Source organism: Microbispora sp. H13382 (assembly GCF_014161445.1).
Taxonomy (GTDB): Bacteria; Actinomycetota; Actinomycetes; order Streptosporangiales; family Streptosporangiaceae; genus Microbispora.
The window spans coordinates 154,318-169,039 of the sequence record NZ_JABBXA010000014.1; the positions used below are offsets into that span (position 1 = coordinate 154,318).

Consider the following 14,722-nt stretch of genomic DNA (forward strand, 5'->3'; position numbering starts at 1 on the left):
ACTATTGGCCGTGCAAATGGTTAGAAATGCCTATGCGATCAGTGAGGCGAAGGCGGATCCCGGCCCTCAGCTCCGGGTGAGGGTCCAGGCGCCGTCGGCGTGGACGGTGACGAGACGGGTGCCGACGGGCAGGAGGGCCTTGCCCCTGTACCTGCCGATCTGGTTGAAGAGCAGGTCGCCGTAGGAGCCGATGCGGATGTTGGCGTGCACGATGAAGTTGGCCTCGCCGTTGTGCGCGGCGCGGACGGTGTGCAGGCCGCGGGTGGGGGAGAGCTTGAGGACCTGGTCGCCGGTGCCGCGGATCGTCGCCGAGCACCAGCAGCGTGCCTTGGCCAGGGGCAGGAACGTCGCCGTCCAGTATCCGTCGGCTTTGATCTCCAGCCCACTCGTGCCCCTGGTGCCGTAGTCGTTGTAGAGCACTGTCCCCGTGTAGGGCCCGATCTCGTTGACCAGGTACTCCCCGGCCCTTCCGTGCGGGTCGACCGCGTGGACGATGAAGTTGGACTCGCCGTCGTGGGTGAAGCGGATCAGGCCTGGCTTCTTCGTGGCGTGGATGCGGACGACGTCGTCACCCTCGCCCCGATAGGTCGTGTCGGCGTGGGCGGCAGCGGGCGTGGCGAGGGCGGCGGCGGTCAAGGCCAGTACGGCGAGCATGCGGCGGAACACGGGCGTTCTCCTCAGAGGGGGTAGCGGTCGGTCCAGTAACTGTGTGAGGTGGGTTCTGTCAGGAGGTCGTAGGTGATCTTCACGAGGGTCTTGCGGCCTTCCACCGTGTCGAGCCACTCAGGGGGCAGGAATCTGAACCCGTGCTGGGCGCCGAGGATGCTGCCGCAGATGGCGCCGGTGGAGCCGGAGTCGCCGGAGTGGTTGACCGCCAGGAGGAGGGCCGTTCTCGGGTCGGATTCGGCCAGCGCGCAGTAGACGGCGATCGCGAGAGCCTCCTCCGCGACCCATCCCGCCCCGAGCGATTCGACCGCCTCAGCCGTCGGCTCGGGCCCCGCGGCCAGGTGGACGGCGGCGCGCAGAGCGCTGACGGTCTCTTCGTGCGCGGGGGTGCCGTTGAGGCGGTCGAGGGCCTGCTGTACGGCCTGCTCCAGGGATTCGCCGCGAACCAGGTCGTGGATGATCGCGGCGAAAGCGCCGGCGGACAGCGAGGCCGTAGGATGCCCGTGCGTGAGGTAGGAACAGCGGGCGGCCGTCTCGAACGGGTCGAACACCGACAGTCCGAAAGGCGCGGAACGCATCACGGACCCGCAGTCTTTGGAGAGCGGGTTGATCTCACCGACGGCGCCAGGGGCGGGGACGTCCACGTGCCGCCCGCCGGCGTACAGCCCTGACAGGCAGGCCCGGCGCCCGCTTCGCGTACAGCCAGCCCTCTTGTCTGAGCCACCCGTTGCGGATGCTGTCGTCCGCCGGCGGCGGCCCCGGGAACTGCTGAGTGTCGAGCCAGCGGAGATAGGCGTTCCGGACGGCTCCGACGGGGTCGATGTGATGAAGGCGTGCGCGGATCAGCCCTTCTGCCGTGAACAGGGTCATCTGGGTGTCGTCGGTGACCTCGGTCGTGACCATGTCGCGTAGTCCGTCCGGCCCGTGAGCGGCGCGGATCTGAGTTAGGGACATGACCTCGACGGGGTTGCCCAGAGCGTCTCCGATGGCGCCGCCGAGCATGCAGCCCATGACGCTGGAGTAGTAGCCCATGCTCACTGGGCCAGGGAGACGGTCACACCATCGGAGAACATCGAGTCGTGCAGCTCGACCGCCTTGAGCTTGATGTCTCTGGGCACGTCGAACAGCAGGATGCCGTTCACCGCGTTCCCAGGGTTGATGTTGTTGAGGAACGCGTTGGAGCCCTTGAGCCCGAGCGCGGCGGCTCCCGAGTCGGCGTCGAACGTGCGGCCCTTGGCGTCGCTGAGCTTCTGCGCCGAGTCGCTGAACATCTGCGCCTCGTCGCCGATGTTCTTCACGGTCAGGTGGATCAGGACGTACTGCCCCTGGGCCTTGGAGACGGTGAAGCCCTCCCCGACCTGGGACAGTCCCTTCTCGACCTTGCTGACCTTGAACGCGAACTTGCCGTCCTTGACCACGTCGCCCAGCCCGGGGGCCTGAGGCTTCCTCGGCTTGTCGGTCTGGGTGGTGTGCTCGGGCGTCTCGGCCCGGCTCACCTGGGTGTCATTCTGTCCGCCGCTCTTGAGGGCCGTTCCAAGGACGATCAGGCCCATGAGCACGGCGCCGCCGATCAGGAGCGCTTTCAGGCAGCCGCCGCCCTTCTTCTGCACGACGACGGTCTGGGGGTAGGGCGGCGGGTAGCCGTGCGGCGGCTGCTGGGGGTTCGAGTGCATGGAGAGGCCTTCTTCGTCGTTGCCGGCCGAGGATCCGCGGCGGGGGTGTGAACGAGGACTGGCGTAAGTAAAGCACGCTGTGAACCAGGCACACAAGTTAGTTCGAGGTTGCATGAGACATGCTCCTGTGTCATGTTTCTTGCGGCGCATAGAGCGGTGAATCCGCTCGAACTGGATGCGCCTTCTGACATCAGCACGGAGGGTGCGTGCAGCCGCTGTTGACGGGCGATCCCCACCGGATCGGCCCATACCTGGTGGTCGGCCGTCTCGGTGCGGGCGGCATGGGGATTGTCTACGCGGCCGTGGACGGCTCCGGCAGGCGTGTCGCGGTCAAGCTCGTCCATGAGGCCCTGTCGGTCGATCTCGAGTTCCGGCGCCGCTTCAGCAGGGAGACCTCCGTACTCGCCGGAGTCGAGGGAGCCTGTCTCGCCCGTGTGCTCGACTCCGACCCCGGCACTGAGCGCCCGTGGCTGGCCACGGAGTTCATCCCCGGGCCCACGCTGGAACAGCACGTGCAGGCCGAGGGGCTGCTGACGGGCGACGCCCTGTACGGCCTGGCCGCCGGGGTGGCGGAGGCGCTCGTGGCCATGCATGCCGCCGGGGTCGTGCACCGCGATCTCAAGCCGCCGAATGTGATCCTCTCGCCGCAGGGTCCCCGGCTCATCGACTTCGGCATCGCCAAGGTCCTCGACTCCACCTCGATGACGCACACGGGAACGCTGATCGGCTCGCCCGGGTGGATCAGCCCCGAGGAGTACGGCGACGGACATGCCGGCACCCCGGCCGACGTCTACGGCTGGGGCCTGCTGGTGCTGTACGCGACCACGGGTGAGCCGCCGTACGGCACCGGCCGTCCCGAGGTGCTGGCCTACCGGGTACGCGAGGAGACCCCCGACCTCCAGGCCGTGCCGGAGGACCTGCGTGACCTCGTGGGCCGGGCACTTGCCAAGGGTCCCGCAGAACGGCCCGCCGCGGCCGACGTCCTCGCGGCGGTGACCGAGATCTGGCAGTGCGAGGAGCCCGAGACGGAGCCGGGCGACCTCACCTCGTTCATCCAGCGGACCTGGGTGCTCCCTGCGCACGAGACGCCCGACTGGCCCGAGGTCCGCGTCGCTCCCGCTCCGCCGGCCAGGCTCCTGCAGTCAGAGGAGCCGGTGACCGGACCGGCGACGGTCGAATCCGCTGCCGCACCGGCAGGTCCTGCGCCTGTCTCCGGAGCCGACGCCGCACCGGTGACGGTCGCCGGTCGGCGATCCGGAGCGTCCTGGATCCACGCCTACATCGCAACCGCGGCCGCGGTCACCCTGATCGCTGTGACCGCCATCATCGCCGCGTCCGCCTCCGAGCAGGCCGCCCCCGTCGTCCCGCAGGCAGCGCCTGCTTCCCAGGGGTCGGCCCCCGTCACGTCAGCCCCCGTCACGTCAGCCCCCGTCACGTCGGCCACGGTCACTGCGACGCCGACGGAGAGCCGGAAGGAGAAGCCGGAAGCCGCGGGCAGGAGGGTGTCCTTCAAGGGCGTCTCTCTGACGCTCCCCAAGGGCTGGCGGATGACGACCGACGGCGACGATCGGGCCTGCGTGGAGTCTCCCCGGTCAGGGGGAGTCGACGGTCCCTGGAACTTCTTCTGCCGTCCCGATTCCATGGCCATCGAGCTCACGTCCACCGAAGATGGCTGGCCGGGCTTCGGTATCGAGGACTCCGAATTCGGCTTCATGTGGGGCGAGCACGTGCCCTGCCTGACGGGAGGGGGCGTGCTCCGCGATCCCTACGGATCGAACTCGGAGGACGAGGGAGAGGCGGGGCTGTACTACGGCATCGATCCCTACGCCTCACGGCTCGTCCACTCCGGGCTGGCGAAGATGCGTGACGGCAGGAAGGCGTACTACCGGGAGTGGCAGGTCGCCTGCGAGGTCAACCTCGCGTACACGATGATGATCTGGTATCTGCCGCAGTCGAAGGTCGCCTTCTACGTGCTGAGCGCCCATCCAGAGGACGAGAAGGGCTACAAGAAGATCATCGCTTCGGTGGACCTCAGGGGCTACAAGCATGCGGCTAAACTGTGAACGCCATACACGTAAGTCCCGGAGATGCTCGCGAGCCGGGAACGATGAGGAGGCCGATGATGGCGGGGGACGAGGCGACCGTCACCGCGGCCGATATCGCCAGAATGGTCGGCGTCGGCCGCGCAGCCGTGAGTAACTGGCGCAAGCGGTACGAGGACTTCCCGACACCGGTCGGCGGCACCGCGACCAGCCCCACGTTCTCGCTCAAGGCCGTGGAGGAGTGGCTTCTCCACCAGGGCAAGGTCGAGGAGGTCCCGCTCAGGGAACGCGCCTGGCAGCAGATCAGGAACGCCGCCGACGACCTGCACCTGGGAGCGGTGGTCGCCGAGGCCACCGAGCTCCTACTGGGCCAGGGGAAACGCCGTCTCGTCGCTGCTCCCGCCTGGCGGCTGCTGCAGGAGCTCGCCGAGGAGCAGGGGAGTGCCGAGGCGGCCCGGTTCCTTCTCGACCGCTACGCCGACGTTCACTCCCGCCGCCTGTTCGAGACGCCGTTGGAGATCGCGCAGTTCATGGCGAGGCTGGCCGGCCCGGACGTCCGATCCGTCCTCGACCCCGCGTGTGGTCTCGGGACACTCCTCACCACGATCCGCGATCTGGACCACGCGTACGGTCAGGAGGCGGACGACACCGTCGCACGTCTCGCCCGGACACGTCTGGCTCTGGCGCAGATCGAGGGATCGGTGGGGACCGGTGACTCCCTGCGCTGCGACTCCTGGCCCGATCTCGTTGTGGATGCGGTTTTGTGCCACCCACCGTTCAACGAGCGCAACTGGGGATACGACGAACTGGCTAGTGACCCCCGCTGGGCGTACGGCCTGCCGCCCAAGGCCGAATCAGAGCTCGCGTGGGTGCAACATGCCCTGGCACACCTGAAACCCGGCGGCATCGCCGTCTTACTGATGCCCGCCGTGGCCGCCAACCGCCGGTCCGGCAGGCGGATCAGGAGCAATCTCCTCCGGCAGGGGACGCTGCAGGCGGTCATCGGCCTGCCGTCGAGGATGGGGGTGGGCACGGGCCTTCCCCTGCACCTGTGGGTTCTCCGCAAGCCGGCCGGGGGCGACCCGGTTCCATCCCACGTTCTTATGGCCGAGGCCGAGCCGGAGACCTTCGACGAGATCGCCGACCGCTGGCAGCAGTTCCGTTCCGCCCCCGGGCAACGGGCGGAACAAGCAGGGCCGGTGTGTGCCGTCCCCATCATCGAGTTGATGGACGAGAACGTCGACCTCACCCCCGGCCGGCACGTGAGCATGGAAGACCAGGCGTCGGGACAGCAGTTCCCGGCGGTCCGCGAGCAGCTGCTCCAACGCCTGGAGCGGTTGACCACGATGGTCCCCGAAGCCGTTCCCGCTCCGGCCAAGACGATGCCCTCGGTCGATCTCGCCGAGGTGGAGCGGGCCGGGGCGATCAAGGTGTTCAGTTCGGGGCGGTTCGACATATCCGGATCGGGCGACCCTGTCATCACCGACCAGGACCTGTTTTCCGGAGCCACACCGCAGTCTCGCACCCAGCCGGACGACCGCATCGTCACAGAACCGGGTGACGTCGTCGTAGCCGCCAGAGCAGGCGAGTTCGCGGTGAGAGTCCTCACGGAGAAGGGGATCGTGCTCGGCCCGCGACTGACTCTCCTACGACCCGACCCACAACGGATCGACGCGTACTTCCTCGCGGGCTTCCTGAAGGCGACCTCCGCTGGGCCAGGCAGCGGTTCCCAATCGAGCATCAGCCGATTCGACCCGCGCCGGGTGCTGGTCCCGCGTATGCCCATCGAGGAGCAGCGGCGCTACGGCGAGGCCTTCCGGAGAGTCTTCGAGTTCGAAGACGAGCTCCGGAACCTCGACATCGCCGGCCGCGCCACCGCCGCCGCCATCGTCAAGGGCTTCGGCACGGGCGAGCTCGCTCCTCCGGCCTGACTTGCGGCGAACGAGAAGAGGCGGGCTGCTTTGGGGCGGATCGTCGCACGCATCTCCCAGCATTCCCTCCCAGCCTCGATTTCGCACTGAGCACTGCCAGTAGGAGCGTAGGCGAAGGGTCAGGTCCCGGCAGAGGCGCGCCCTGCGAGGCGTCGGCGCTCAGCGGCCACGACCTCTCGGGCGAGTTCAGTCTCGGACAGGTCCACCGCCTCGGGGGCGGAGTCGGCCATGTCGCTTACCCGGGCGAAGTCGTCGAACAGCCGCTTCTTTCCAGCTACCAGTTCGACGATTCGCTGATCGACGCTGTCTTCGGACAGTAACCGGTGGACCTGCACCGTCTGCACCTGACCCATCCGGTGTGCACGGGCGATGGCTTGGGCCTCGGTAGTGGGCTTGAGCTGGGGCTCGCAGATGACGACGACGGACGCGGACTGAATGTTGAGCCCGACGCCGCCGGCGACGATCTGAGCAACGAGCACAGCCCCATGCGTGGCCGACGAGAACTGGTCTACCATCTGCTGGCGTTGGTTTGCCGGGACCGACCCCGTCAGGGGCCCGAACACCGGGCCCGGCAGCGACCGGGCTAGCAGGTTCAGGATCTCCCTGAAGTAGGAGAACACGATGATCCGCCGCTCGTTCTCCTCCGCCTCGCGGACGATCTCGATAAGCCTTTGCACCTTTTCAGACCGGGCCCCCTGGAGCATGGCCGCCTGGCGCATCTCCATGAAGTTCCCACGCTCAACAGCCACCCGGTAACAGGAGGCGTCCGCTGCAGACATGGGAAGCCATTCATCGATCTCGATGAGCTCTGGGAGTTCGGTAAGCACGTCCTCCTGGTTTCTGCGGAGGTAGGCCGGCGCGATCTGCCGCCGGAACGTCCGGGGGGACAGATCCGTGGCGTCGACGGTGAGGTCAGGGCGTACATAAGAGGCGAGATTGCGGAACTCGTCGACCTTGTTCTCCAGCGGCGTGCCGGTGAGCAGGATCGCACGGTCCGAGCGCGCGATGAGGTCGTTGGTCCTGATGGTGCGCCGCGCCTGTGGATTTTTGATCAAATGAGCTTCATCGACCACGACGCACGCCAGATCGCGAAGCTCCTTGAGCGCAGGCTCCCACCACGCCAGGGTCTCGTATGTCGTGACGGCGACCCCGCCATCGCGTACCCACGCCCGGGCCGCGCGCTCGCGATCCGGTCCGTGGACGCGGTGCGCCCGCAGCCTCGACTTGCCGGTCACCTCGCGAATCCAGTTGGTGACCACTGCGGCCGGGCAAATCACCAGAAAGTGCGTCTCACCCCGGCTACGGAGATGGGCGAGCACGGCGAGGGCCTCGACGCTCTTACCGAGTCCCATCTCGTCCCCGATGATGACCTTGCGCTGTACAAGTGCGAATCGGGCCGCGAAGCTCTGGTACCCGCGCAGTGACGCGGTCAGGTGTTCACCGCTCAATGCCTGGTCGCGCACCGCCTTGATGATCTCCTCTGGGAGATCTCCGTGCACCGCGTTCTCGTCCTCGGTGATGAAACCGAGCTCGGAGAGCATGGCGAAGTAGTCGGCGGGCCGAGAGAGGAAGTCGTCCCACGGGTCCGCGTTGACGCTGCCCGGGCTGGACGGCGACGGCCCACGGAGCAACTCGGCGCGCCGCCTGACGATCTGGATGCTCTCGCGAAGTCCGGCCGCCGGGAGCAATCTGGTCGGAATCACGAGAAGGTGAGTGGTCCTGCCTCCGATGACCGTCCGCAGCGGATCGAGCTCGGCCGCGCGCTCCAGGTCGGCTGACGCGCCGCGGGTCTGACGGCACGCGTCCCATTCGGCGAGGCGCCGTAGCAGGTGGGTGGTCTCCGGACGACGGCTGTTGATGTCGATGCGTACAGGCGTCTCGTCGTACGTCGTCTGCCAGAGCGTCTGTGCCGCTCCGAGCATGCGCCGTGCGGACATCTCTCCGACGCCGGGCAGCGTCTGCAGAGACATGCCGCAGTTCAGCACCTCCTGCACCGTGTTGATGCCGGCCTGGGAGAGTGGACTCAGCCGCAGGCGCTCACGGGTGGCCGCTTTCAGCGCGTCCATTGGCATCTCCTGCAGGAGCCGCTGAGCCTCCGCGCGCCGGACCTTCTCGCCTGCATCGCGCGCAGCCAATCGGTACGAAGCTTCACTCGCGACGGCTCTGGCGATAGCGGCCAGCGCCTCGGACAGGCCTGCGACGGCCGATTGGTCCACGATCTCAGGATCCGGGCCGGTGCGCCCGGCGACGAGGTTGAGGCGAAGGGCCGGGTTGAGCAGTGCGTCGAATCCGATGCCGGGCGCGCCGACGGCCGTGGTGAAGGTCCCGAGCTGCTCCAGACGCTCTGGTCCGCCAACCCTGGTGAACACCGCATGTCGGAGCTGCAGGAGTTTGGCCGCGGTGTCCGCCGACTGCTTCCTCGCCGATCCGGTGAAGAAACGACGCACGTCGAGCACGGGACCGACCTCGGCGATGGCGCGGGGTGCGTCCTCGGTGAGCAGCCGCAGCATCGCCTCGTCGCTCGCTGTCATCGCAGGGAGGTTCGCGCGTCGCCACAGGTGCATGACGATGCCCGTGTCATTCGTCTCGAGCGGAACCACGCGCCACGCGGGCTGGCCCGCTCGCGTGATCTCAAGGCTGCGGGAGTGCAGGTGCCGCTCGCTGTCGGCGGCGGCCTGATGGACGGCATGGTGCCAGGCCCGCAGGTCTTCGGCGCGCTGTCCCCACTGCTTGAAGTCCGCCACGAGGCGACGAATCTGTTCGCGCTCTGTCTTGTTCATGCCTCGCCACACGGGTTCGATCAGTTAGCGTCAGGCGATGGTAAAGCACCCGCCCATGGTGGGGAACTGGATCTCAAAGGGACAGTAGGGGTACCGACGCTGTGTAGTCGGTATTTATCGCTGATCGTCGATAAGGTCTGCAGACCGACGATCTGGAGGTCATTGGTGAGGCTTGAGGATCTTGTGTCCGGCGTCCGGGTGTCCGGGGTGGTGCCCGGCGAGACGGTCTCGGTAATCGCCGCGCAGTGGCACGGTTCCGACGCGCTGGAACTGACCTTCAAGACCCTCGACGGAGGGCTGCGTCAGCAGGTGCTCTTCCGGACCGATGAGGCGAAGCTGAGCCTCTCCGACGCGGGCAGCCGGCCGTTCGACGCGGACCCGGAGGAGTTCCGGCTGGTCGCCGAGGCGCAGCGGATCTCCTTGGCCGGTCTGTTCGATCCGATGCTGGCCGTGGCCACCAGTGCCGTGGAGCCGTTGCCCCACCAGATCCGGGCCGTGTACGACGAGATGCTCAACCGCACGCCGCTGCGGTTCCTCCTGGCCGACGATCCGGGTGCCGGTAAGACGATCATGGCTGGTCTGTACGTCAAGGAGCTTCTGCTCCGTGACGACGTGAAGCGCTGCCTGATCGTGGCGCCCGGCGGGTTGGTCGACCAGTGGCATGACGAGCTGTTCTTCAAGTTCGGCCTGCGCTTCGACATCCTGACCACGGCCATGGCCGACACCGCGCTCGGTTCGAGCGTCTTCGAGCAGTACCCGCTGCTCATCGCGCGAATGGACCAGCTCGCGCGCAATGAGTATCTGACCGCGCAGCTCGACGACGCCGAGTTCGACCTGGTCGTCGTGGACGAGGCCCACCGGATGGGCGCGCACTACTTCGGCGGCAAGCTGACCAAGACTCGCCGCTTCCAGCTCGGCGAGAGGCTCCGCGACCGCACGCGGCACCTGCTGCTGATGACGGCCACCCCCCACGCCGGCAAGGAGGAGGACTTCCACCTTTTCCTCACACTGCTCGAGCGTGACGGCTTCGAGGGCAAGTTCAAGACGGGCGTGCACAGTGCCGACACCACCGGGCTCATGCGACGCATGGTCAAGGAGGATCTGCTCACCTTCGAGGGCAAGCCACTCTTTCCCGAGCGGATCGCTCAGACCGTGCCCTACGAGCTCACCGAAGACGAGCAGGACCTCTACGAGCGCGTCACCGATTATGTGCGCGAGGGGATGAACCGAGCCGATCGCCTGGACGACAAGCGTCGCAACACCGTCGGCTTCGCGTTGACGGTGCTCCAGCGGCGCCTCGCCTCCAGCCCCGAAGCGATCTACCAGTCCCTGGTCCGACGTGCCGGACGCCTCAAGCGTCGCCGGGACGACCTGCTCCATGGCCGCGGTGTCGCCGGCGAACCCGCCCCGATCGACCCGGCCGACTGGGACGACGACGAGCACAGCGCCGAGGAGGTCGAGCGCATCGAGGAGGAGCTGCTCGACGCTGCGACCGCGGCGCGCACCATCGAGGAGCTCAACGCCGAGCTGGCGGACCTCGACCGGCTCATCCATGTAGCGCTCCGGGTGCGCAATCTCGACGCCGACCGCAAGTGGGTCGAACTGCGCAAGATCCTCGACGACAACGACCTCATCCATCCTGGTGCGGAGAAGCCACGCAAGCTGATCATCTTCACCGAGCACCGCGACACCCTCGACTACCTTGCCCGCAAAATCCGTTCGCTCTTCGGCAGGCCCGACACCGTACAGGCCATCCATGGCGGCGTCCGGCGTGCTGACCGGCGAGCTATCACCGAGGAGTTCACCAAGAGCCCGGCCTGCCAGGTGCTTCTGGCCACCGATGCGGCCGGTGAGGGGCTCAACCTCCAGGCCGGCCACCTGATGGTCAACTACGACCTGCCGTGGAACCCGAACCGCATCGAGCAGCGCTTCGGCCGCATCCACCGAATCGGCCAGACCGAGGTGTGCCGCCTGTGGAACCTCGTGGCCGCAAACACGCGCGAGGGCGAGGTGTTCGGGCGTCTGCTGCAAAAGGTCGAGGAGCAGCGCAAGGCCTACGGCGGCAAGGTGTTCGACGTCCTGGGGGCGGCCTTCGACGAGACGCCGCTGCGCGAGCTGCTGATCGAGGCCATCCGCTACGGCGACCTCCCCGAGACCCGGGCCAGGATGGAGCAGGTCATCGACGATTCGGTCGCCCACGGCCTCAAGGAGCTTCTCCACGAACGCGCGCTCACCCACGACGTGCTGTCGGACGCGGACCTGGCCCAGATGCAGCGCGTCATGGAGGAGGCGCGCGCTCGACGGCTGCAGCCGCACTACATCGAGTGGGCCTTCCGTTTCGCATTTCAACGCCTCGGCGGCCGGCTCGCAAGACGTGAGCGCGGCCGCTACGAGATCGCGCACGTTCCCGCGGCCGTCCGCGCCGTAACCAAGCACGGTCCTGTCGCCAGTCGTTATGAGCGGGTCACGTTCGAACTCGACCGCGTCGACGTCCCGGACAAGCCCCGTGCCGACCTGCTCGCCCCCGGGCACCCGCTCCACGGTGCCGTCGCTGAGCTCACCATCACGCAGCTCCGCCCCATTCTCGAGCGCGGGACCGTTCTGGTCTCCGCGGACATCGAGGAGCCGAACCTGCTGGTCGGCGTCGTGGAGGAGGTCGTCGACGGCACCGGGGCGTCGATCGCCCGGCGGTTCGGATACGCCTATGTCGACGCCGCCGGCCAGGTCAGGCCCGTCGGCCCCGCGCCGTACCTCGACTGCGTGGCCGCCCAGCACACTCCCACCGCCGAGGCGGTCACGAAGACGGCCTGGCTCGCCGAGGCCGAGTCCCGGGCCCGAACCTGGATCATCGGTCACCAGCTCAAGGAGTACCTCGCCGAGGTGGCACCCCGCCGGCTCGCCGAGCTCGAACGGACCCGGAAACGAGTCGACGAGCGACTGACACACGAGTCGAACCGGCTCGTCGGCGAGGCGATCGCCGCGCAGGAGAAGGAGCGGGCCGGTGTCAAACCGAAGGAGAGCTCCGACGGTCTCCTCCGCAAGGCTCAGGACCTCCAGGCCCGGCGGCAGATCCGTCTGGCGCTGCTGGAGCAGCAGGTGCAGCTGGCCACCAAGCCGCCACGCATCATGACCGCCGCGCTGGTGCTGCCGCTGTCCATGGTCGCGACCGAGATCGCGGCGGACGCTCCCATCCATGCGAGGGGGACCAAGGCCGTCGAGCGGCGCGGTGTCGATCTGGTGCTCGCGACCGAGCGTGCTCTCGGCCGGGAGCCGCGGGAGCGGGCGTTCAACAACCCCGGCTACGACGTCCTGTCCCTGCCCGCCGACGGCGGCCCCTCGATCCGCATCGAGGTCAAGGCGCGGATCGAGGGAGCCGGGGACTTCTACGTCACCCACAACGAGATCATCACCGGCAAGAACGCCGCCCCCTACTACCGGCTCGCTTTGGTCACCGTCAGCACGGTCGGCCCGGAACACGATCAGGTGCGGTACCTCGCCGATCCCTTCGCCGGTGTCGACCTCGGTGACCTTGCCGCGACCGGCGTTCGCGCCGACTGGCCGAGGACCTGGGCGGCCGGCACCACGCCCTTCTGATCCACGCCGCCGCCCCCTGGTGGGGCGATGTGGCCGACGTAGCCCAGACCGCCCGGCTGGAGAAGGTGCCGGGCGACGTTGATCACCCGGAGGACGAGAATTAATGGGGTTCCAGACGCCGCTCTATAGGCTGGCCGACTATCTGAATTGGACCACCAGCGGGGCAATTCAGCTGCCTGACTTCCAGCGTGGCTACAAGTGGGAGGACGAGCGGATCCGCCAGTTGCTCGTCACGGTCCTGCAGAGACACCCCATGGGGGTGGTGATGCTGCTCAAGACCGGAAACGACCAGATCCGGTTCAAGCCGCGTCCGATCGAAGGTGTGGAGCTTCCCGCCGGTACCGAGGCGGGGTCCTTGCTCCTGGACGGGCAGCAGCGACTGACGTCGCTGACCCAGGCGCTGACCGGGGACGGCGTCGTGTCCACCAAGGACAGCCGTGGCAAGCTCATGGACCGCCGCTACTACATCGACATCAGGCTCGCTCTGCAAGGCGAGGACCGCATCGACGAGGCCGTCATCTCGGTGCCCGGCGACGGCGTGGTGCGCACCAACTTCGGCAAGGACGTCGTGCTCGATCTCTCGGACGAGGACAAGGAGAGGACTGCGGGCTACTTCCCCTTCCGCCTTCTGTACGATCCGCTGCAGGCGGCGACCTGGCTCATGTTGCTGCCCGACACCTCTCTGATACCGGAGTTCATGGCAGAAATTGTGCAGCCGGCGGCGACGTACAACATTCCGGCCATCGAGTTGGACGTGAAGACAAGCAAGTCGGCGGTGGCCACCGTATTCGAAAAGGTCAACACAGGTGGCCTGACCCTCAACGTGTTCGAGCTGCTCACCGCGACCTTCGCCGGTGACAAGGACTACTACGACCAGCACGGCGAGGACTTCCGCCTCAACGAAGACTGGCTGAAGACTCAGGAGGTCTTCGCTTCGCATCCGGTGTTGCATGCCGTGGAGAACACCGACTTCCTTCAAGCGGTCACGATGCTCGCGACGCTGAAGCGCAATCACGCCGACACTTCTGACCGCCCGCCGGCCGTGTCGGCCAAGCGTGAGGACGTCCTCAAGCTTCAGCTCACTGAGTACCTGGAATGGGTGGAGCCGCTGCGCACGGGCTTTGTCTGGGCGGCCACATTCCTCGCGGATCTGCATATCTTCGATCAGCGGTCGGTTCCGTACGCCAAACAGCTCGTGCCGATGGCGGCGCTGCGGGTCGTGTTGGGCGACTCCATCGATCTCCACGGGGTCCGTGAACGGATCGCCCAGTGGTACTGGTGCGGCGTCCTGGGCGAGCTCTACGGCAGCGCCAACGAGACTCGATTCGTCCGGGACCTGGAGCAGGTGCCGGACTGGGCGTGCGGCAAGGACGGCGCTGTGGTGCCACGCACGATTCAGGACGCGGCGTTCGTGGAGTCCCGGCTGCACTCGCTGCGGACGCGAGGGGCGGCGGCGTACAAGGGCATCCACGCACTCGTCATCGCAGACGACGCGGCGGACTGGATGTACGACAAGAGGTTCGACAAGGTCCAGTACGTCGACATGAACGTCGACATTCATCACATCTTCCCCTACAAGTGGTGCCTCGACCACGGCGTCGAGGACGAGCGCCGCGAAAGCATCGTCAACAAGACACCGCTGTCCGCGGCCACCAATCGCAAGATCGGGGGCGTCGCACCGTCGAAGTACATGGTCGCCATCGAGAGGGCCGCCGGCATATCTTCCGACAAGCTGGATTCCTTGATCTCGTCGCACCGCTGCGATCCGAAGGCGATGCGCGCGGACGATTTCGACGCCTTCTTCGTGGCGCGGCGTGAAGCACTCGTCAAGCTGGTGGAGAAGGCCATGGGCAAGACCGTGCAACGGGACGCTTCCGAGGGCGAGATGCAGGAGTCCGCAGACCGGTTCGACGCTGCCGACATCGCCGTCGTCCCAGATGAGGAGGGGCCCTATGGCGATGAGCAACTCTCATCGTAGGGGCAGCAAACGGTACCGCCTCCGCCTCGCTCCTCAGTGTCTACCATTGCTCAATATT

At 67.3% G+C, this 14,722-nt stretch carries 7 protein-coding genes and 1 pseudogene; 4 read left to right on the forward strand and 4 right to left on the reverse strand.

Annotation, left to right across the window (positions count from 1 at the left end; translation table 11 throughout):
• Positions 1 to 66 precede the first annotated feature (66 nt).
• From HHX41_RS26060 to HHX41_RS26070, 3 genes and pseudogenes are all read right to left on the reverse strand, one after another.
• A complete protein-coding gene (locus HHX41_RS26060; RefSeq protein ID WP_182908092.1) occupies positions 67 to 666 on the reverse strand; it encodes a hypothetical protein in 600 nt (199 codons plus the stop codon).
• An 11-nt stretch (positions 667 to 677) separates the two neighbouring features.
• Positions 678 to 1,698 (reverse strand): annotated as a pseudogene (locus HHX41_RS42390) (ADP-ribosylglycohydrolase family protein).
• A 2-nt stretch (positions 1,699 to 1,700) separates the two neighbouring features.
• Positions 1,701 to 2,339: a DUF4352 domain-containing protein gene (locus tag HHX41_RS26070; protein WP_182908093.1), complete on the reverse strand. Its 639-nt coding sequence runs from the start codon at positions 2,337 to 2,339 to the stop codon at positions 1,701 to 1,703.
• A gap of 206 nt (positions 2,340 to 2,545) precedes the next feature.
• Here HHX41_RS26070 and HHX41_RS26075 point away from each other — a divergent pair, with 206 nt between their 5' ends.
• Positions 2,546 to 4,402 (forward strand): serine/threonine-protein kinase, encoded by a 1,857-nt coding sequence (locus tag HHX41_RS26075; protein ID WP_182908094.1) that lies wholly within the window; start codon positions 2,546 to 2,548, stop codon positions 4,400 to 4,402.
• Between the two features lie 56 nt (positions 4,403 to 4,458).
• The gene (locus tag HHX41_RS26080; RefSeq protein ID WP_220504422.1) at positions 4,459 to 6,312 is read left to right on the forward strand and encodes an N-6 DNA methylase; all 1,854 of its coding nucleotides are present in this window, start codon (positions 4,459 to 4,461) and stop codon (positions 6,310 to 6,312) included.
• Positions 6,313 to 6,431: 119 nt separating this feature from the next.
• Here the strand turns inward: HHX41_RS26080 and HHX41_RS26085 are convergent, their stop codons facing one another.
• Positions 6,432 to 9,092 carry a DEAD/DEAH box helicase gene (locus HHX41_RS26085; RefSeq protein ID WP_182908096.1) on the reverse strand — a complete coding sequence of 887 codons (2,661 nt, stop codon included), beginning with the start codon at positions 9,090 to 9,092 and terminating at the stop codon, positions 6,432 to 6,434.
• Between the two features lie 165 nt (positions 9,093 to 9,257).
• Here HHX41_RS26085 and HHX41_RS26090 point away from each other — a divergent pair, with 165 nt between their 5' ends.
• Together HHX41_RS26090 and HHX41_RS26095 are read left to right on the forward strand one after the other, a co-directional pair.
• Positions 9,258 to 12,686, forward strand: a complete 3,429-nt coding sequence (locus tag HHX41_RS26090; RefSeq protein ID WP_182908097.1) for a helicase-related protein — start codon at positions 9,258 to 9,260, stop codon at positions 12,684 to 12,686.
• 103 nt (positions 12,687 to 12,789) lie between these two features.
• Positions 12,790 to 14,664: a DUF262 domain-containing protein gene (locus tag HHX41_RS26095; protein WP_182908098.1), complete on the forward strand. Its 1,875-nt coding sequence runs from the start codon at positions 12,790 to 12,792 to the stop codon at positions 14,662 to 14,664.
• Positions 14,665 to 14,722: the final 58 nt, after the last annotated feature.

Excerpts from the sequence above, each read along its gene's own strand:
- HHX41_RS26070 (WP_182908093.1), bottom strand. The coding sequence starts at position 2,339 with ATGCACTCGAACCCCCAGCAGCCGCCGCACGGCTACCCGCCGCCCTAC.
- HHX41_RS26080 (WP_220504422.1), top strand. The coding sequence starts at position 4,459 with ATGATGGCGGGGGACGAGGCGACCGTCACCGCGGCCGATATCGCCAGA.
- HHX41_RS26085 (WP_182908096.1), bottom strand. The coding sequence starts at position 9,092 with ATGAACAAGACAGAGCGCGAACAGATTCGTCGCCTCGTGGCGGACTTC.
- HHX41_RS26095 (WP_182908098.1), top strand. The coding sequence starts at position 12,790 with ATGGGGTTCCAGACGCCGCTCTATAGGCTGGCCGACTATCTGAATTGG.